Annotated in this window: 16 protein-coding genes; 2 read left to right on the top strand and 14 right to left on the bottom strand. The window is 71.5% G+C overall.

Annotated elements, in window-relative coordinates:
• Positions 1-3: 3 nt before the first annotated feature.
• From nuoL to GTY84_RS18610, 12 genes are read right to left on the bottom strand one after another with little or no spacing between them, the layout of a single operon-like run.
• The gene (gene nuoL / locus GTY84_RS18665) at positions 4-2,016 is read right to left on the bottom strand and encodes an NADH-quinone oxidoreductase subunit L (RefSeq protein WP_161227430.1); all 2,013 of its coding nucleotides are present in this window, start codon (positions 2,014-2,016) and stop codon (positions 4-6) included.
• A gap of 15 nt (positions 2,017-2,031) precedes the next feature.
• Complete coding sequence (gene nuoK, locus GTY84_RS18660) at positions 2,032-2,331, bottom strand: NADH-quinone oxidoreductase subunit NuoK (RefSeq protein ID WP_161227429.1); 300 nt, start codon at positions 2,329-2,331, stop codon at positions 2,032-2,034.
• Positions 2,328-3,170: an NADH-quinone oxidoreductase subunit J gene (locus GTY84_RS18655; protein WP_161227428.1), complete on the bottom strand. Its 843-nt coding sequence runs from the start codon at positions 3,168-3,170 to the stop codon at positions 2,328-2,330. Before GTY84_RS18655 ends, nuoK begins: the two co-directional genes overlap by 4 nt.
• Positions 3,167-3,814, bottom strand: a complete 648-nt coding sequence (nuoI, locus tag GTY84_RS18650; RefSeq protein ID WP_161227427.1) for an NADH-quinone oxidoreductase subunit NuoI — start codon at positions 3,812-3,814, stop codon at positions 3,167-3,169. Before nuoI ends, GTY84_RS18655 begins: the two co-directional genes overlap by 4 nt.
• The gene (gene nuoH, locus GTY84_RS18645; RefSeq protein WP_161227426.1) at positions 3,807-5,183 is read right to left on the bottom strand and encodes an NADH-quinone oxidoreductase subunit NuoH; all 1,377 of its coding nucleotides are present in this window, start codon (positions 5,181-5,183) and stop codon (positions 3,807-3,809) included. Before nuoH ends, nuoI begins: the two co-directional genes overlap by 8 nt.
• Entirely contained in the window at positions 5,180-7,693 is a 2,514-nt protein-coding gene (locus GTY84_RS18640; RefSeq protein ID WP_161227425.1) for an NADH-quinone oxidoreductase subunit G, read from the bottom strand. The genes nuoH and GTY84_RS18640 overlap by 4 nt, the downstream gene beginning before the upstream one ends.
• On the bottom strand, positions 7,690-9,039 hold the full coding sequence (gene nuoF, locus GTY84_RS18635) for an NADH-quinone oxidoreductase subunit NuoF (RefSeq protein ID WP_265295054.1): 1,350 nt from the start codon (positions 9,037-9,039) through the stop codon (positions 7,690-7,692). The genes GTY84_RS18640 and nuoF overlap by 4 nt, the downstream gene beginning before the upstream one ends.
• Entirely contained in the window at positions 9,036-9,920 is an 885-nt protein-coding gene (gene nuoE, locus GTY84_RS18630) for an NADH-quinone oxidoreductase subunit NuoE (RefSeq protein WP_161227423.1), read from the bottom strand. The genes nuoF and nuoE overlap by 4 nt, the downstream gene beginning before the upstream one ends.
• The gene (locus tag GTY84_RS18625) at positions 9,917-11,251 is read right to left on the bottom strand and encodes an NADH-quinone oxidoreductase subunit D (protein ID WP_161227422.1); all 1,335 of its coding nucleotides are present in this window, start codon (positions 11,249-11,251) and stop codon (positions 9,917-9,919) included. Before GTY84_RS18625 ends, nuoE begins: the two co-directional genes overlap by 4 nt.
• Positions 11,248-11,988 (bottom strand): NADH-quinone oxidoreductase subunit C, encoded by a 741-nt coding sequence (locus GTY84_RS18620; protein WP_161227421.1) that lies wholly within the window; start codon positions 11,986-11,988, stop codon positions 11,248-11,250. The genes GTY84_RS18625 and GTY84_RS18620 overlap by 4 nt, the downstream gene beginning before the upstream one ends.
• Complete coding sequence (locus tag GTY84_RS18615; protein ID WP_161227420.1) at positions 11,985-12,539, bottom strand: NADH-quinone oxidoreductase subunit B; 555 nt, start codon at positions 12,537-12,539, stop codon at positions 11,985-11,987. Before GTY84_RS18615 ends, GTY84_RS18620 begins: the two co-directional genes overlap by 4 nt.
• 13 nt (positions 12,540-12,552) lie before the next feature.
• Positions 12,553-12,912, bottom strand: a complete 360-nt coding sequence (locus GTY84_RS18610; protein ID WP_161227419.1) for an NADH-quinone oxidoreductase subunit A — start codon at positions 12,910-12,912, stop codon at positions 12,553-12,555.
• A gap of 805 nt (positions 12,913-13,717) precedes the next feature.
• On the opposite strand from GTY84_RS18610, the gene GTY84_RS18605 reads away from it, so the two are divergent.
• On the top strand, positions 13,718-14,602 hold the full coding sequence (locus GTY84_RS18605) for a C40 family peptidase (RefSeq protein ID WP_161227418.1): 885 nt from the start codon (positions 13,718-13,720) through the stop codon (positions 14,600-14,602).
• Positions 14,603-14,848: 246 nt separating this feature from the next.
• Here GTY84_RS18605 and GTY84_RS18600 read toward each other — a convergent pair whose 3' ends face one another.
• The gene (locus GTY84_RS18600; RefSeq protein ID WP_161227417.1) at positions 14,849-16,141 is read right to left on the bottom strand and encodes a geranylgeranyl reductase family protein; all 1,293 of its coding nucleotides are present in this window, start codon (positions 16,139-16,141) and stop codon (positions 14,849-14,851) included.
• A gap of 97 nt (positions 16,142-16,238) precedes the next feature.
• Between GTY84_RS18600 and GTY84_RS18595 the strand changes: the two genes are divergently transcribed.
• Positions 16,239-16,745, top strand: coding sequence for a GNAT family N-acetyltransferase (locus GTY84_RS18595; RefSeq protein ID WP_161227416.1), 507 nt, complete (start codon positions 16,239-16,241; stop codon positions 16,743-16,745).
• A gap of 46 nt (positions 16,746-16,791) precedes the next feature.
• On the opposite strand, the gene GTY84_RS18590 is transcribed toward GTY84_RS18595, so the two are convergent.
• A complete protein-coding gene (locus GTY84_RS18590) occupies positions 16,792-17,487 on the bottom strand; it encodes a demethylmenaquinone methyltransferase (protein ID WP_161227415.1) in 696 nt (231 codons plus the stop codon).

Genomic DNA, 17,487 nt, shown 5'->3' with positions numbered 1-17,487 from the left:
GTATCAGACCGCCCTCATCAGCAGGGTCGCGGCGACGAGGAGTGCCGCACCGCCGAACATCGAGACCGCGTACGAGCGGGCGAAGCCGTTCTGCAGCTTGCGCATCCGCCCGGACAGGCCGCCGAACGAAGCGGCCGTGCCGTTGACGACCCCGTCGACCAGGGTGTGGTCGACGTAGACCAGGGACCGGGTGAGGTGCTCGCCGCCGCGCACCAGGACGACGTGGTTGAAGTCGTCCTGGAGCAGGTCGCGGCGGGCGGCCCGGGTGAGCAGCGAGCCGCGCGGGGCGACCGCCGGGACCGGACGGCGCCCGTACTGCGCCCAGGCGACGGCGACGCCGATCACCATGCAGGCGACGGTGGCCCCGGTGATGACCCCCGCGCTGAGGGGCGCGTGGCCGTGGTCGAAGCCGGTGACGGGCTCCAGCCACTTGAGGAAGCGGTCGCCGATGCTGAAGAAGGCACCGCCCGCGACCGATCCGACGGCCAGCACGATCATCGGGACCGTCATGGTCCCCGGGGACTCGTGCGGGTGCGGCACCGCGGACCCGCCGGCCGTGCCCCCGCCCGCGGCCGGGGCGGAGTCCGCCGCAGCCGCAGTGGACGCGGACGCCGTGGACGCCGTCGCCGCCGCGGACGCGGACGCCGTGGGCAGGTTCCGCCAGCGCTCCTCGCCGAAGAACGTCATCAGCATCACGCGCGTCATGTAGTACGCCGTGATGGCCGCGCCCAGCAGCGCGCAGGCGCCGAGGATCCAGCCCTCGGTGCCGCCCTTGGCGAACGCCGCCTCGATGATCTTGTCCTTGGAGAAGAAGCCGGACAGCCCCGGGAAGCCGATGATGGCCAGGTAGCCGAGGCCGAAGGTGACGAAGGTGACCGGCATGTACTTGCGCAGTCCGCCGTAGCGGCGCATGTCGACCTCGTCGTTCATGCCGTGCATGACCGAGCCGGCGCCGAGGAACAGCCCGGCCTTGAAGAAGCCGTGCGTCACCAGGTGCATGATCGCGAAGACGTAGCCGATCGGGCCGAGGCCCGCGGCCAGCACCATGTAGCCGATCTGCGACATGGTCGACCCGGCCAGCGCCTTCTTGATGTCGTCCTTGGCGCAACCGACGATCGCACCGAACAGCAGCGTGACAGCGCCGACGACGGTGACGACGAGCTGCGCGTCCGGGGCGCCGTTGAAGACGGCCCCGGAGCGGACGATCAGATAGACGCCCGCCGTCACCATGGTCGCCGCGTGGATCAGGGCCGAGACGGGGGTCGGACCCTCCATCGCGTCCCCGAGCCAGGACTGCAGCGGCACCTGGGCGGACTTGCCGCAGGCGGCGAGCAGCAGCATCAGCGCGATGACGGTGAGCTTGCCCTCGCTCGCGGAGGCCGTGAGGCCGGCCTGGTCGCCGCCGCCGAGCACCGGCCCGAAGGCGAAGGTCCCGAACCACAGGAACATCAGCATGATGGCGATGGACAGGCCCATGTCGCCCACGCGGTTGACCAGGAACGCCTTCTTGGCGGCGGTGGCCGCGCTGGGCTTGTGCTGCCAGAAGCCGATCAGGAGGTAGGAGGCGAGGCCGACGCCCTCCCAGCCGAGGTACAGCAGCAGGTAGTTGTCGGCGAGGACCAGGATCAGCATCGCCGCGAGGAACAGGTTGAGATAGCCGAAGAAGCGGCGGCGACGCTCGTCGTGCTCCATGTACCCGACCGAGTACAGATGGATCAGCGAGCCGACACCGGTGATCAGCAGGACGAACGTCATCGACAGCTGGTCGAGCCGGAAGGCGACGTCGGCCTGGAAGCCCTCCACCGGGATCCAGCTGAACAGGTGCTGCGTCAGGGTGCGGTCGGCGGCGCCGCTGCCGAGCATGTCGGCGAAGAGGACGACGCCGATCACGAAGGAGGCGGCGGCCAGCAGCGTGCCGATCCAGTGACCGACCGCGTCCAGCAGGCGCCCGCCGCACAGCAGGACCACCGCTCCGAGCAGGGGCGCCGCCACCAGCAGCGCAATCAGGTTCTCCACGATTCTTCCGACCCCTTACAGCTTCATCAGGCTGGCGTCGTCGACCGAGGCCGAGTGGCGGGCGCGGAACAGGGACACGATGATCGCGAGCCCCACCACGACCTCCGCGGCGGCGACCACCATCGTGAAGAAGGCGATGATCTGGCCGTCGAGGTTGCCGTGCAGCCGGGAGAAGGCGACGAACGCGAGGTTGCAGGCGTTGAGCATCAGCTCCACGCACATGAACACCACGATGGCGTTGCGCCGGATCAGCACCCCGGTGGCGCCGATCGTGAACAGCAGGGCAGCGAGATACAGGTAGTTGACCGGGTTCACTTCGACGCCTCCTCGGTCCGTCCGACGGTCGACGGGCCGGCGCCGCGACGCTCCAGACGCTCCTCGGAGCGCTGTTCCAGCGCCTTGAGGTCGTTCAGGGCCTCGGTGGAGACGTCCCGGATCTGGCCCCGGTCGCGCAGCGTCCCGCTGACGGTCAGCTCGGACGGGGTGCCGTCGGGCAGCAGCCCCGCGATGTCCACCGCGTTGTGCCGGGCGTAGACGCCGGGGGCGGGCAGCGGCGGCAGGTGGTTGCCGACGCGGACGCGGTGCTCGGACATCTCGCGCTGGGTGCGGGCCCGTTCGGTGCGCTCGCGGTGGGTGAGCACCATGGCGCCGACCGCGGCCGTGATGAGCAGGGCGCCGGTGATCTCGAAGGCGAACACGTACCGGGTGAAGATCAGGGAGGCGAGACCCTCCACGTTCCCGGCCGCGTTGGCCCCGCCCACACCGGTGAAGGAGGTGAGGGAGGCGTTGCCGATCCCGGCGAACAGCAGGATGCCGAAGCCGAGCCCGCACAGCAGGGCCAGCCAGCGCTGGCCCCTGATGGTCTCCTTCAGGGAGTCCGCCGCGGTGACGCCCACGAGCATCACCACGAACAGGAACAGCATCATGATCGCGCCGGTGTAGACGACGATCTGCACGATGCCCAGGAAGTAGGCCCCGTTGGCGAGGTAGAACACCGCCAGGACGATCATCGTGCCCGCCAGGCAGAGGGCGCTGTGCACCGCCTTGCGCATGAGCACGGTGCACAGCGCGCCGATCACGGCGACCGTGCCGAGGATCCAGAACTGGACGGCCTCTCCGGTGGAGGTGGAGTAGGCCGCGAGCTGCGCGGTCATCGTCCGGTCACCCTCTCCCCGGCGGACCCGTCCGCGCCGGCGGCCGGTCCGGCCTCCGGGTCGTCCTCGCCCTTGGACCGGGCCGTCTGCCGCTCCGTGCCCGGCGCGGCCTCGGTGACCAGGCCCCGGTAGTAGTCCTGCTCGTCCGTGCCCGGGAAGATGGCGTGGGGGGAGTCCACCATGCCCTCCTCCAGACCGGCGAGGAGCTGCTCCTTGGTGTAGATGAGGTCGGCGCGGCTGGAGTCGGCCAGTTCGAACTCGTTGGTCATCGTCAGCGCCCGCGTCGGGCATGCCTCGATGCACAGCCCGCACAGGATGCAGCGGGCGTAGTTGATCTGGTAGACGCGGCCGTAGCGCTCGCCCGGCGAGTAGCGCTCCTCGTCGGTGTTGTCGGCGCCCTCCACGTAGATGGCGTCGGCGGGGCAGGCCCAGGCGCACAGCTCGCAGCCGATGCACTTCTCCAGGCCGTCCGGGTGGCGGTTGAGCTGGTGCCGCCCGTGGAAGCGCGGAGCCGTGGTCTTCTGCTGCTCCGGGTACTGCTCGGTCAGCCGCTTCTTGAACATGGCCTTGAAGGTCACGCCGAAGCCGGCCACGGGGTTCAGGAAACCGGGCTCGGTGTCGGTTCCCTTGGGCTCCTCAGCCATCGGACGCCTCCTTTCCCTCCGTCGATCCACCCGGAGTCTCGTCGCTGTGGGTATCGGGTCCGCCGCTGGCGACCAGCTCGCGCTCCCGGCGGGGGGCGCGCCGGGGCACCGGCGGCAGCTTCTGGCCGGGCAGCGGCGGTACGGGGAAGCCGCCGGCCATCGGGTCGAAGGCGGCCGGCGCGGCGGCCGGGGCCTCGGCCCGCCTGTTCCGGTCGCGGTAGAAGTCCGCGAGGAAGGAGAGGAGCAGCACGGCCAGGACGGCGGCACCGACGTAGAGGGCGATGTCGGCGAAGCCGTAGTTCTCGTTGCGCAGCGCGCGCACGGTCGCGACCAGCATCAGCCACACCAGGGCGACCGGGATCAGGACCTTCCAGCCCAGCTTCATCAGCTGGTCGTAGCGCACCCGCGGGAGCGTCGCGCGCAGCCAGATGAAGAAGAACAGCAGCACCTGCACCTTGAGGACGAACCAGAGCATCGGCCACCAGCCGTGGTTCGCGCCCTCCCAGAAGGTGCTGACCGGCCACGGGGCGCGCCAGCCGCCCAGGAAGAGGGTGGTGGCGACGGCCGAGACGGTCACCATGTTGACGTACTCGGCGAGCATGAACATCGCGAACTTGATCGACGAGTACTCGGTGTTGAAGCCGCCGACGAGGTCGCCCTCGGACTCCGGCATGTCGAACGGGGCGCGGTTGGTCTCCCCGACCATGGTGACGACGTAGATGATGAAGGAGACCGGCAGCAGGACGATGTACCAGCGGTCGGCCTGCGCCTCCACGATCTGCGAGGTCGACATGGAGCCGGAGTAGAGGAACACCGAGGCGAACGCGGCGCCCATGGCGATCTCGTAGGAGATCATCTGCGCGCAGGAGCGCAGTCCGCCCAGGAGCGGGTACGTCGATCCCGAGCTCCATCCGGCGAGCACGATGCCGTAGATGCCGATCGAGGCGACCGCCAGCACGTACAGCATCGCGATCGGCAGGTCGGTGAGCTGCATCGTGGTGCGGTGGCCGAAGATCGAGACCTCGTTGCCGGCCGGGCCGAACGGGATGACCGCGATGGCCATGAAGGCCGGCACGGCCGCCACGATCGGCGCCAGGATGTAGACCGCCTTGTCGGCGCGCTTGACGACGACGTCTTCCTTGAGCATCAGCTTCACGCCGTCGGCCAGCGACTGGAGCAGCCCCCAGGGGCCGTTCCGGTTGGGGCCGATGCGCAGCTGCATCCAGCCGACGACCTTGCGCTCCCACACGATGGACAGCAGCACGGTCACCATCAGGAAGGCGAAGCAGAACACCGCCTTGACGACGATCAGCCACCAGGGATCGCGGCCGAACATCGACAGGTTCTCGGCGGCGAGGTACCCGCTCATGCCTCCACCTCCTTGGGGGTTCCACCGGTCGGCGTGGCCGGACCGATGCGGACGAGGGACCCGGGCGGCACCCCGGTGTCGGAGGCGACACCGGCACCGGCCGAGTTCAGCGGGAGCCAGACCACCCGGTCGGGCATCGCGGTGACCTCCAGCGGGAGTTCGACCGATCCGGCGGGCCCGGTGACGGCGAGGACGTCGCCGTCCTTGACGCCCGCCTCACCGGCCGTGGCCGCCGAGACCCGGGCGCGGGCCGCGTGCCGGGTGCCCGCCAGCGCGTCGTCGCCGCGCTGGAGGAGGCCCTGGTCGAGCAGCATCCGGTGGCCCGCGAGCACCGCCTCCCCGGCGGCCGGGCGGGGCAGCGCGACCGCGGTGGCCAGCGGGTCGTCGGCCCGGGGGCCGTCCCAGGCGCCGAGCCGGTCGATCTCCGCGCGGGTGGTGCGCAGATCCGGCAGGCCCAGGTGCACGTCCATGGCGTCGGCGAGCATCTGGAGCACCCGGGTGTCGGTCGGGGGCAGCGGGCGGGTCATCTGGTCCGGCTTGAGCGCGGCCTCGAAGAAACGCGCCCGGCCCTCCCAGTTGAGGAAGGTGCCGGCCTTCTCGACGACCGCCGCGACCGGCAGGACGACGTCGGCGTGCCCGGTGACCTCGCTGGGCCGCAGATCCAGCGAGACCACGAAACCGGCCGAGTCGAGCGCCTGCCGGGCGCGGGCCGGATCGGGCAGGTCCGCCACCTCCACGCCCGCCACCAGCAGCGCCTGGAGCGAGCCGTCGGCGGCGGCTTCCACGATCTGGGCGGTGTCGCGGCCGTAGCGGTGCGGGAGGTGGGCGACGCCCCAGACGGCGGCGACCTCCTCGCGGGCGCGCGGGTCGGTGGCCGGACGGCCGCCCGGCAGCAGCGAGGGCAGCGCGCCCGCCTCGACGGCGCCGCGCTCCCAGTCGACCTGCGGCGTCGGCACCAGCCGGGCGCCGGTGGCCGCCGCGGTCCGCACGGCCGCGGTGAGCCCGCCGGCCACCGCGGCCAGCCGCTCCCCGACGACGATGACGGCGCCCTCGGTGCGCAGCGCCTCGGCGGCGCCGACCCCGGAGTCCTCCAGGCCGACTCCGCCGGCGAGGGCGTCCAGCCACTCGGTCTCGGTGCCGGGGGCGGCGGGCAGCAGGGTGCCGCCTGCCTTCTCCAGGCCGCGGGTGGCGTGGGTGGCCAGGGCGAAGACCTTCAGCCCGGTCCTGCGCCAGGCCTTGCGCAGCCGCAGGAAGACGCCGGGCGCCTCCTCCTCGGACTCGAAGCCGACCAGCAGTACGGCGGGCGCCTTCTCCAGCGCGCCGTAGGTGACGCCGGTGCCGTCGAGGTCGACGCCGCGTCCGGCGACCCGGGCCGCCAGGAAGTCGGCCTCCTCGGTGCTGTGCGCACGGGCGCGGAAGTCGACGTCGTTGGTGTCGAGCGCGACCCGCGCGAACTTGCCGTACGCGTAGGCGTCCTCGACGGTGAGCCGCCCGCCGGCGAGGACGCCGGTGCGGCCGCGGGCGGCCAGCAGCCCTTCGGCGGCGATCCGCAGCGCCTCCGGCCAGGAGGCGGGCTCCAGCTCGCCGTCGGCGTTGCGGACCAGCGGGGTGGTGAGCCGGTCGCGCTGCTGGGCGTAGCGGAACGCGAAGCGGCCCTTGTCGCAGATCCACTCCTCGTTGACCTCGGGGTCGTCGGCCGCGAGCCGCCGCATGACCTTGCCGCGCCGGTGGTCGGTGCGGGTGGCGCAGCCGCCGGAGCAGTGCTCGCAGACGGAGGGCGAGGAGATCAGGTCGAAGGGGCGGGAGCGGAACCGGTAGGCCGCCGAGGTGAGCGCGCCGACCGGGCAGATCTGGATGGTGTTGCCGGAGAAGTACGACTCGAAGGGGGCGCCCTCGCCGGTGCCGACCTGCTGGAGGGCGCCGCGTTCCAGGAGTTCGATCATCGGGTCGCCCGCGACCTGGTTGGAGAAGCGGGTGCAGCGGGCGCACAGGACGCACCGCTCGCGGTCGAGGAGGACCTGGGCGGAGATCGGCACGGGCTTCTGGAAGGTCCGCTTCATTCCGTCGAAGCGGGACTCGGCGTTGCCGTGCGACATCGCCTGGTTCTGCAGCGGGCACTCGCCGCCCTTGTCGCAGACCGGGCAGTCCAGCGGGTGGTTGATGAGCAGCAGCTCCATCACCCCGTGCTGGGCCTTCTCCGCGACCGGTGAGGTGAGCTGGGTCCTGACCACCATGCCCGGGGTGCAGGTGATGGTGCAGGACGCCATGGGCTTGCGCTGGCCCTCGACCTCGACGATGCACTGGCGGCAGGCGCCGGCCGGGTCGAGGAGCGGGTGGTCGCAGAAGCGGGGGATCTCGATGCCGAGCTGTTCGGCGGCCCGGATGACCAGGGTGCCCTTGGGCACGCTGACCTCGATGCCGTCGATGGTCAGGGCGACGAGGTCCTCCGGCGGGACCGCCGGCCGTGCCCCGCCCGCGGCGGGGCCGCCCGCGGACTGCTGGACGGTCATGCCTTCACCTCCGTACGGTCGGCCCAGGCCGTCGACTTGGCCGGGTCGAAGGGGCAGCCACGGCCCGTGATGTGCTGCTCGTACTCCTCGCGGAAGTACTGGAGCGAGGAGAAGATCGGCGCGGCGGCACCGTCTCCGAGGGCGCAGAAGGCCTTGCCGTTGATGTTGTCCGCGATGTCGTTGAGCTTGTCGAGGTCGCCCATCTCGCCCTTGCCGGCCTCGATGTCGCGCATGAGCTGGACCAGCCAGTAGGTGCCCTCGCGGCAGGGGGTGCACTTGCCGCAGGACTCGTGGGCGTAGAACTCGGTCCAGCGGGTGACGGCGCGCACCACGCAGGTGGTCTCGTCGAAGCACTGGAGCGCCTTGGTGCCGAGCAGGGAGCCGGCGGCGCCCACCGCCTCGTAGTCGAGGGGCACGTCGAGGTGCTCGTCGGTGAGCATCGGGGTCGAGGAGCCGCCCGGGGTCCAGAACTTGAGCCGGTGGCCGGGGCGCATGCCGCCGCTCATGTCGAGGAGCTGGCGCAGGGTGATGCCCATCGGGGCCTCGTACTGGCCGGGGTTGGTGACGTGGCCGCTGAGCGAGTACAGCGTGAAGCCCGGGGACTTCTCGCTGCCCATCGAACGGAACCAGTCCTTGCCCTTGTTGAGGATCGAGGGAACCGACGCGATGGATTCGACGTTGTTCACCACTGTGGGGCAGGCGTAGAGACCGGCGACGGCGGGGAAGGGGGGGCGGAGCCGCGGCTGGCCGCGGCGGCCTTCGAGGGAGTCGAGGAGCGCGGTCTCCTCGCCGCAGATGTACGCGCCGGCGCCGGCGTGCACGGTGAGTTCGAGGTCGAGTCCGCTGCCCAGGATGTTCTCGCCCAGGTAGCCGGCCTCGCGGGCCTCGCGCACGGCCTCGTGCAGCCGCCGCAGGACGGGGACGACCTCGCCCCGCAGGTAGACGAAGGCGTGCGAGGAGCGGATGGCGTAGCAGGCGATGATGATGCCCTCGATGAGGGCGTGCGGGTTGGCGAAGAGGAGCGGGATGTCCTTGCAGGTCCCCGGCTCCGACTCGTCGGCGTTGACCACGAGGTAGTGGGGCTTGCCGTCGCCCTGCGGGATGAACTGCCACTTCATCCCGGTGGGGAAGCCGGCGCCGCCGCGGCCGCGCAGCCCGGAGTCCTTGACGTAGGCGATCAGGTCGTCGGGCGCCATGGCGAGCGCCTTGCGGAGGCCCTCGTACCCCTCGTGCCTCCGGTAGACGTCCAGGGTCCAGGAGTCGTCCTGGTCCCAGAAGGCCGACAGCACGGGTGCGAGCAGCTTCTCCGGGCCGGTGTCCTTGAGCTCGGCGGCCAAGGTCATCACTCCCCCTCCTCGGCGACGGGACCGGACGGGTGGGCGGGGTCGGACGCCGACGTGTCCTGCGGGGCGTCGTGCGAGCTGAGGTGTTCGGCGGGCGACGGGTCGTGCGCGTCCCGCGGCGGGGCGTCCTGCGGCGGGGCGTCCTGCGGTCCGGCGTCCCGGGGGTGGACCACGCGGGCGGCGGGGGTCTCGCCCTTGGCGAGCCGCAGCCCGGTCAGCGAGGCCGGTCCGGCGCTGCCGCCGGCCTGGACGGCGCCCTCGCGCTCGTCGGGGAAGCCGGCCAGGATGCGGGCGGTCTCCTTGAAGGTGCACAGCGGGGCGCCGCGGGTGGGCGACACGGTGCGTCCGGCGCGCAGGTCGTCGACGAGGCGCTTGGCGCTCTCGGGGTTCTGGTTGTCGAAGAACTCCCAGTTGACCATCACGACCGGGGCGAAGTCGCAGGCCGCGTTGCACTCGATGTGCTCCAGGGTGACCTTGCCGTCGTCGGTGGTCTCCCCGTTGCCGACGCCGAGGTGCTCCTGGAGGGTCTCCAGGATCGCGTCGCCGCCCATGACCGCGCACAGCGTGTTGGTGCAGACGCCGACCTGGTAGTCGCCGCTCGGCCGCCGCCGGTACATGGTGTAGAAGGTGGCGACGGCGGTGACCTCGGCCGTGGTGAGGCCGAGCACCTCGGCGCAGAACCGCATGCCGGTGCGGGTGACGTGGCCCTCCTCCGACTGCACGAGGTGCAGCAGCGGCAGCAGGGCGGACCGGGAGTCCGGGTAGCGGGCGATGACCTCGCGCGCGTCGGCCTCCAGCCGGGCCCGGACGTCGGCCGGGTAGTCGGGCGCGGGCAGCTCGGGCATTCCCAGGCTGACGCCGTGCTCCGGGGATGAGGTGGTCACCGGTCGACGCCTCCCATCACGGGGTCGATGGACGCCACCGCGACGATGACGTCGGCCACCTGGCCGCCCTCGCACATCGCCGCCATGGCCTGAAGGTTGGTGAAGGACGGGTCGCGGAAGTGGACCCGGAAGGGGCGGGTGCCGCCGTCGGAGACGACGTGCGCCCCCAGCTCGCCCTTGGACGATTCGATGGCCGCGTAGGTCTGGCCGGGAGGCACCCGGAAGCCCTCGGTGACCAGCTTGAAGTGGTGGATCAGGGCCTCCATGGAGGTGCCCATGATCTTCTTGATGTGGTCCAGGGAGTTGCCCAGTCCGTCGGGGCCGAGCGCGAGCTGGGCGGGCCACGCGATCTTCTTGTCTCCGACCATCACCGGGCCGGGCTGGAGCCGGTCCAGGCACTGCTCGACGATGCGCAGGGACTGGCGCATCTCCTCCACCCGGATCAGGAAGCGGCCGTAGGAGTCGCAGGTGTCGGCGGTCGGGATGTCGAAGTCGTACGTCTCGTAGCCGCAGTAGGGCTGGGTCTTGCGCAGGTCGTGCGGGAGGCCGGCGGAGCGCAGGACGGGGCCGGTGGCGCCGATCGCCATGCAGCCGGCCAGGTCGAGGTAGCCGACGTCCTGGAGCCGGGCCTTGAAGATCGGGTTGCCGGTGGCGAGGGCGTCGTACTCGGTGAGGTTCTTGCGCATGGTCTTCACGAACTCGCGGACGCGGTCCACGGTGCCGGGCGGCAGGTCCTGCGCGAGGCCGCCGGGGCGGACGTACGCGTGGTTCATCCGCAGGCCGGTGATCAGCTCGAAGATGTCGAGGATCATCTCGCGGTCGCGGAAGCCGTAGACCATGACGGTGGTGGCGCCCAGCTCCATGCCGCCGGTGGCGATGCAGACCAGGTGGGAGGAGATCCGGTTCAGCTCCATCAGGAGCACCCGGATGACCGAGGCCCGGTCGGGGATCTGGTCCTCGATGCCGAGGAGCCGCTCGACCCCGAGGCAGTACGCCGTCTCGTTGAAGAACGGCATCAGGTAGTCCATGCGGGTCACGAAGGTGGTGCCCTGCGTCCAGTTCCGGAACTCGAGGTTCTTCTCGATGCCGGTGTGCAGGTAGCCGATGCCGCAGCGGGCCTCGGTGACGGTCTCGCCGTCGATCTCCAGGATCAGCCGGAGCACGCCGTGGGTGGAGGGGTGCTGGGGGCCCATGTTGACGACGATGCGCTCGTCGTCGCTGCGGGCCGCGGACTGGACGACCTCGTCCCAGTCGCCGCCGGTCACCGTGTAGACGGTGCCTTCGGTGGTCTCGCGCGCCGATGCGGCGGACGACGGGTGGGGAGTGCTCACGAGTACGACCTCCGCTGGTCCGGAGCCGGGATCTGGGCGCCCTTGTACTCGACGGGGATGCCGCCGAGGGGGTAGTCCTTGCGCTGCGGGTGGCCCTGCCAGTCGTCCGGCATCATGATCCGCGTCAGGGCCGGGTGATCGTCGAAGACGATGCCGAAGAAGTCGTAGGCCTCGCGCTCGTGCCAGTTGTTGGTCGGGTAGACCGAGCACAGCGACGGGATGTGCGGGTCGCTGTCGGGGACGCTGACCTCCAGCCGGATCAGCCGGTTGTGGGTGATCGAGCGCAGGTGGTAGACGGCGTGCAGCTCGCGGCCCGTGTCGTGCGGGTAGTGGACGCCGCTGACGCCGGTGCAGAGCTCGAAGCGCAGCGCCGGGTCGTCGCGCAGGGTGCGGGCGACGCGGACCAGGTGCTCGCGCTCGATGTGGAAGGTGATCTCACCCCGGTCGACGACGGTCCTGCCGATGGCGTGGTCGGGCAGCAGGTCCTGCTCCTCCAGCGCGCCCTCCAGCTCGTCGGCGACCTCGTCGAACCAGCCGCCGTAGGGGCGGGAGGCCGGTCCGGGCAGCCGGATCGAGCGGACCAGTCCGCCGTAACCGGAGGTGTCGCCGCCGTTGTTGGCGCCGAACATGCCGCGCTGGACGCGGATCTCCTCGCCGCCCTGGCCGCGCTGTCCGGGGAGGTTCTCGGCGGACAGCTCCTTCTCGGGGTTGGCCCCCTCGCCGTGCGCGTCGCTCACCGCAGCAGCCCCTTCATCTCGATGGTCGGCAGGGCCTTGAGCGCCGCCTCCTCCGCCTCGCGGGCCGCCTCCTCGGCGTTCACCCCGAGCTTGGAGCCCTGGATCTTCTCGTGGAGCTTGAGGATGGCGTCGAGCAGCATCTCGGGCCGCGGCGGGCAGCCGGGCAGGTAGATGTCGACCGGGACGACGTGGTCGACGCCCTGGACGATCGCGTAGTTGTTGAACATCCCGCCCGACGAGGCGCAGACGCCCATGGAGATGACCCACTTGGGGTTCGGCATCTGGTCGTAGACCTGCCGCAGCACGGGGGCCATCTTCTGGCTCACCCGGCCCGCGACGATCATCAGGTCGGCCTGCCGCGGCGAGCCGCGGAAGACCTCCATGCCGAAGCGCGCCAGGTCGTAGCGGCCGGCGCCGGTGGTCATCATCTCGATGGCGCAGCAGGCGAGTCCGAAGGTGGCGGGGAAGACCGACGCCTTGCGCACCCAGCCCGCGGCCTGCTCGACGGTGGTCAGCAGGAAGCCGCTCGGCAGCTTTTCTTCGAGTCCCATGACAAAAGGCCCCTCAGTCCCATTCCAGGCCGCCGCGCCGCCATACGTACGCGTACGCGACGAAGACGGTGAGCACGAAGAGCAGCATCTCCACGAGCCCGAAGATCCCCAGGGCGTCGAAGGTGACGGCCCAGGGGTAGAGGAAGACGATCTCGATGTCGAAGACGATGAAGAGCATCGCCGTCAGGTAGTACTTGATGGGGAACCGCCCGCCGCCGGCCGGCGTCGGGGTCGGCTCGATGCCGCACTCGTAGGCGTCGAGCCTGGCCCGGTTGTACCGCTTCGGACCGATCAGCGTGGCCATGACCACGGAGAAGATCGCAAAGCCTGCCCCGAGGGCTCCCAGTACGAGGATGGGCGCATACGCGTTCACCGCTCCTCGCTCCTCTCAGTCGGCGCTGACTGCTGGCGGTGTGCACTGGGCCCGCGTCCGCACCACCCGTCGCGCGACCACCGTCCCGACGAAGATCGCGAACATGTGAAGCAGGTCACAAGCCCAACAGCTCCGCATCCTATGCCCGTCGCTCTGTGATCTGCGACACGGGGTATTGCACAACCTTTGTGATCTCCACCACCTGACGAAGGATCATGAAGTCGGATGAGCGGTGATCTTCGTACGTGAAGCGTTCACTTGATCACCAGAGGTGACAATTTCGCCCGTCACCGCTGGCCGGAGGCCCCTTACGAAGGGCGTCTCCATATCAAGATGCTTCCCGTGCATGCAAATTGGCCCTGGACCGAAAGGCTTGATAGTGGGCCGCGTTCACACCCCGGGGGGAGCACGGAGCGTGATGTGGACGCGTGCGCGCGTTCACGAGCGGCGGCGCGCGCCCTTCACCGCGCGCCCCCCGGGCGCCGGTCCCCCGCGGCACCCCCTCCGCCTTTCCGCCCGCGCGACGGACGCGGGTGACGGAGTGACCGTTCCGTGACCTCCGCCACACCGGATTCCGCACCCGGAAACCGGGCTTGGCCAACCGTCTCCACCAGTGGTAAGTGCCGGGCAATTCGGGCGTAACGATCAAACACCGTGATCACAGGCCGATCACGGCCCGCCCGCTTTGTCCGTTACGGCGTCAATAAGGGCCGACACGCCCGGGATTCAGCGGTGCGATCGGGCAACTGTGGCGCAGGACACGTTCCTTGAAGGATCGGAGGGTGTCCTGATACCGCTTGTCCCTATGTCCCACACCGCTCACATACGCAGCCACCGGAAGCCCCGCCGCAGCGCGTCGACCATCGCGATGCGGGCCGGAGTTGCCGGTGGCGTCCTCAGCACCCTGGCAGTGGCCGGGTCCTCGGGCTCGGCGAACGCCGCCGCACCCGCCCCGCAGACCCTCGAACTGCCCATCCTGACGGCCGACCTGGCCGCCCAGGCCGCCCAGTCCGCGGACGCCACCCAGCAGGCCGCCGCCCACTACGAGCTGCGGGCCGAGCGCGACGCCGCCTCCGTCCGGGCGGCCAAGCAGGCCAGGGCCGATCTGGTCACGGCCAAGAAGAAGGCCGCCGAGGCCAGGAAGAAGGCCGCCGAGGCCGCCCGCAAGGAGGCCGCCGAGCGCGCCTCCCGCACCGCCGAGCGCGCCGCCCTGGCCACGCCGTCGGCCGGCACCGGCTCCTCCGCCTCCTCCGCCTCCGGCGCGACCGGTTCCTCCGGCGGGGCCGCGGCCACCGCCACCACCGTCAGCGCCCCCACCGGCTCGTCCACGGCGACGGGTTCGGCCGCGGCCGTCATCGCCTTCGTGAAGGCCCAGGTCGGCGACGCCTACGTGCCCGGCGGCACCGGCCCCAACTCCTGGGACTGCTCCGGCCTCACCCAGGCCGCCTTCCGCCAGATCAACGTGGACCTGCCGCGCGTCTCCCAGGCCCAGTCCACCGCCGGCACCCAGGTCTCGCTGAGCAACCTCCAGCCGGGCGACATCCTCTACTGGGGCGGCGCGGGCAGCGCCTACCACGTGGCCGTCTACGTGGGCGACGGCATGTTCGTCGGCGCGCAGAACCCGGCCAGCGGCGTCGTCATGAAGCCGCTCTCCTACGACCCGCCGACCGGCGCGGTCCGGGTGCTCTGACACCCCACCGGACGCGTCCGGCCGGGCACTTCCGTCCCCGGTGCCCCCGGCCGGACCGGTCCGCACCCGTACGCCCGAAGGACCGCAGCCGCTCAGGGGCCGCGGTCCTTCGGGCGTTCCCGTGCCCGCTGCCCGGCGCCCGCCCGTGCCGCGGCCGCCGCCCGGCCCGCCCCGGACGCCGGGGACGGGGACGGGGACGGGAACGGGAGGGCGACGGCCGGGAGGGACCGCGCGCGGGGCGGGCGGTCAGGCCCTCGGGGCCACCTTGGTCAGGCCGTTGATGATGCGGTCCATCGCGTCGCCGCCCGTCGGGTCGGTGAGGTTGGCCAGCATCTTGAGCGTGAACCTCATCAGCACCGGGTGGGTCAGCCCGCGCTGGGCGGCGATCTGCATGACCTTCGGGTTGCCGATCAGCTTCACGAAGGCGCGGCCCAGCGTGTAGTAGCCGCCGTAGGTGTCCTTGAGGACCCTCGGGTAGCGCTGGAGCGCCGTCTCGCGCTGGGCCGGCGTCGCCCGTGCCTGCGCCTGCACGATGACGTCGGCGGCGATCTGGCCCGACTCCATCGCGTAGGCGATGCCCTCGCCGTTGAACGGGTTCACCAGGCCGCCCGCGTCGCCGACGAGGAGCAGCCCCCGGGTGTAGTGCGGCTGACGGTTGAAGGCCATCGGCAGGGCGGCGCCGCGGATCGGGCCGGTCATGTTCTCGGGGGTGTAGCCCCAGTCCTCCGGCATGGAGGCGCACCAGGCCTTGAGGATCTCGCGCCAGTCCAGCTCCTTGAAGGAAGCGGAGGTGTTGAGCACCCCGAGCCCCACGTTGGAGGTGCCGTCGCCCATGCCGAAGATCCAGCCGTAGCCCGGCAGCAGCCGGTCCTGGGCGCCCCGGCGGTCCCACAGCTCCAGCCAGGACTCCAGGTAGTCGTCGTCGTGCCGGGGGGAGGTGAAGTAGGTGCGCACCGCGACGCCCATCGGGCGGTCCTCGCGGCGGTGCAGGCCCATCGCGAGGGACAGCCGGGTGGAGTTGCCGTCGGCGGCCACCACCAGCGGGGCGTGGAAGGTGACTTCCCGCTTCTCCTCGCCCAGCTTGGCGCGCACCCCGGTGATCCGGCCGGTGCGGTCGTCCACGAGGGGGGCGCCCACGTTGCAGCGCTCGTGGAGGCGGGCCCCGGCCTTCTGGGCCTGCCGGGCGAGCTGCTCGTCGAAGTCGTCGCGCTTGCGGACGAGTCCGTAGTCGGGGAAGGAGGCGAGATCCGGCCAGTCGAGCTGGAGACGGGAGCCGCCGCCGATGATGCGCAGCCCCTTGTTGCGCAGCCAGCCGGCCTCCTCCGAGACGTCGACGCCCATGGCGACGAGCTGCTTGACCGCGCGCGGGGTGAGCCCGTCGCCGCAGACCTTCTCACGGGGGAAGGCCGTCTTCTCCAGCAGGAGGACGTCGAGCCCCGACCGGGCCAGGTGGTAGGCGGTCGCGGAGCCGGACGGGCCGGCGCCCACGACGATCACGTCCGCGGAGTTCTCGGAGAGCGGCTCGGTCTCGACGGTCACGGCGGGATCTCCCCAAGTTCGAAATCTGCGTGCCGACCGGCACTGGTCATGGGCAGTCTATTCAGCGTCACCGATCACCCGGCTGAAGGGCTGCCCCGTGAACCGAGCACTCCCCGCCGTCCGGCTCCGCGTCCCCACCGACGAGGACGCCCTCGTCTGGCACCGCCTCTTCGCCGACCCCGACGTCATGGAGTTCCACGGCGGGAGCCCCGCCGAGGTGTCCGTCTACGAGGAGCTGACCGCCCGACAGCGCCGCCACGACGCGGAGCGCGGCTTCTGCCTCTGGTCCCTGGTGGACGACGCGGACCGGGTCATCGGCTTCACCGGCGCCCAGCCCTGGCCCCGCGACTGGGGCCCCCGGGGCGACATCGAGATCGGCTGGCGGCTCGGCCGGGAGTTCTGGGGCCGGGGGTACGTCACCGCGGCGGCCCGGCAGACCCTGGAGCGGGTGCGCGCGGCGGGCGTGGCCGAGGTGGTCGCGATGGTCGACTCCCGCAACACCCGCTCGATCGCGGTGACCGAGCGGCTGGGGATGCGGCTCGCCGAGGTGTTCGCCACGCCCGGCACGCGGCGGCGGGGGCACTGCTACCGGCTCGCCCTCTGAGCCGGGACCCGGCCCCCGGCTCGCGCTCCGGGCCGGGGTCGGCCGCTCAGTCCTCCTTGAAGCCCCGGTGCAGCGCCACGATGCCGCCCGACAGGTTCCGGTACGCCACCCGGGACCAGCCGGCGCCGGTGAGCCGACGGGCCAGGGCGGGCTGGTCGGGCCAGGCGCGGATGGACTCGGCGAGGTATACGTAGGCCTCCGGGTTGGAGGAGACCGCGCGGGCCGCCGGCGGCAGGGCCCGCATCAGGTACTCGGTGTACACCGTGCGGAAGGGCGCCCAGGTGGGGTGCGAGAACTCGCAGATGACCACCCGGCCGCCGGGGCGCGTCACCCGGTACAGCTCGCGCAGCGCCGCGTCGGTGTCCTGCACGTTGCGCAGCCCGAAGGAGATGGTGACGGCGTCGAACACGTCGTCCCGGAACGGCAGCCGGGTCGCGTCGCCCGCGGTGAACGGCAGCCAGGGGTGGCGTTCCTTGCCGACCTGGAGCATGCCGAGGGAGAAGTCGCAGGGCACCACGTGGGCGCCGGTGCGGGCGAACGGCAGGGACGAGGTGGCCGTGCCGGCCGCCAGGTCGAGGATGCGCTGCGCGGGCCGGGCGTCGACGGCCGCCGCGACCTCCTTGCGCCACGCCCGGTCCCGGCCGAGCGAGAGCACGGTGTTGGTCAGGTCGTACCGTTCCGCGACGTGGTCGAACATCGTGGCGACTTCGTGCGGCTGCTTGTTCAGGGAGGCGCGGGTCAC

It is taken from the genome of Streptomyces sp. SID8352 (assembly GCF_009862265.1).
Lineage (GTDB): Bacteria > Actinomycetota > Actinomycetes > Streptomycetales > Streptomycetaceae > Streptomyces.
This window is presented reverse-complemented; position numbering and strand designations above follow the sequence as displayed.

Bases quoted from the DNA above. Each gene is read 5' to 3' on its own strand.
- GTY84_RS18655 (WP_161227428.1), bottom strand. From the start codon at position 3,170: ATGACCGCGCAGCTCGCGGCCTACTCCACCTCCACCGGAGAGGCCGTC.
- nuoI (WP_161227427.1), bottom strand. From the start codon at position 3,814: ATGGCTGAGGAGCCCAAGGGAACCGACACCGAGCCCGGTTTCCTGAAC.
- nuoH (WP_161227426.1), bottom strand. From the start codon at position 5,183: ATGAGCGGGTACCTCGCCGCCGAGAACCTGTCGATGTTCGGCCGCGAT.
- GTY84_RS18640 (WP_161227425.1), bottom strand. From the start codon at position 7,693: ATGACCGTCCAGCAGTCCGCGGGCGGCCCCGCCGCGGGCGGGGCACGG.
- GTY84_RS18615 (WP_161227420.1), bottom strand. From the start codon at position 12,539: ATGGGACTCGAAGAAAAGCTGCCGAGCGGCTTCCTGCTGACCACCGTC.
- GTY84_RS18605 (WP_161227418.1), top strand. From the start codon at position 13,718: ATGTCCCACACCGCTCACATACGCAGCCACCGGAAGCCCCGCCGCAGC.